This window comes from Cecembia lonarensis LW9 (assembly GCF_000298295.1).
In the GTDB taxonomy this organism is placed as follows: Bacteria; Bacteroidota; Bacteroidia; order Cytophagales; family Cyclobacteriaceae; genus Cecembia; species Cecembia lonarensis.
This window is the reverse complement of sequence record NZ_AMGM01000214.1, coordinates 1-1,017: the sequence shown is the minus strand read 5'-3', so window position 1 is coordinate 1,017 and position 1,017 is coordinate 1. Positions and strand designations below refer to the sequence as shown.

1 protein-coding gene is annotated in these 1,017 nt (G+C 36.3%); it reads left to right on the top strand.

The features are described 5' to 3' along the window. Window positions 1–98: 98 nt before the first annotated feature. A complete protein-coding gene (locus tag B879_RS20935) occupies window positions 99–1,004 on the top strand; it encodes an IS982 family transposase (RefSeq protein WP_009187209.1) in 906 nt (301 codons plus the stop codon). Window positions 1,005–1,017: the final 13 nt, after the last annotated feature.

The window sequence follows — 1,017 nt, the reverse complement described above, 5'->3', positions numbered from 1 at the left end:
AACCCGTTGTGCTAGTTAATAATGAATCAAAATAATATGTGCATCTGCTTGAATTTTAGTAAATTAGAGTACTACCAAAAACTCACTAAAACAAGCCGATGCACGATATTAAGTCCAATTTCGATAAAGTTCTCCAAACTATCAAATCTCTCAATCTTTCTGTTTTTGATCCGTCTGGTAATCTTACCAAACCTGGGCCAAGACCCGAATTCTCTGATTTAGAAGTGATTGCACTTACTATTACCTCCGAATATATGTCTCTTGATAGTGAAAACTGGTTGTTTGGTAAAATCCGATCAGATTATTCCGACGCATTTTCCAATATTATTGACCGCTCCAGATTCAATCGACGTAAAAGAGGACTCTTCTATGTTCTGGATCTTGTCAGGAGAAGTCTGGCCGAGAGATTCCTGGAATTTGAGGAATACTTCATTATTGATTCCATGCCGCTAGAAATATGTAAACTTTCACGGGAGAGACGCTCCAAAATCTGTAGTGAAGTTTATGAAACCTCTCCTGAAAAAGGGTACTGCGCATCCCAGAAAATGTATTTCTATGGATATAAACTTCAGGGTGTCTGTTCTGTGAACGGAGTATTTCAGTCTATTGAGTTAACCAAGGCAAACGTACATGATACAACATTTCTTTCGGAAATGAATTCACAACTGTCTGAATGTGTGCTTATTGGAGATAAAGGATATTTGTCATCATCTATTCAATTGGACTTGTTCCATACAGCAAATATCAAGCTTGAAACCCCTATGAGATCAAATCAAAAGAATTATGTCAAACAAGATTGGCTATTTAGGAAAACCAGGAAAAGACTTGAAACCCTCTTTTCACAACTTTGTGACCAATTCATGATCAGAAGAAACTACGCCAAAACTTTCAATGGGTTTAAAACAAGAATCCTTGCCAAGATTACTGCTCTTACACTGATCCAATACATAAATAAATTTGTTTTTGATAGACCTATTAATAACTTGAAGGTTGCTATAACTTAATTAGCACAACGGG

Bases quoted from the DNA above. Each gene is read 5' to 3' on its own strand.
- B879_RS20935 (WP_009187209.1), top strand. From the start codon at position 99: ATGCACGATATTAAGTCCAATTTCGATAAAGTTCTCCAAACTATCAAA.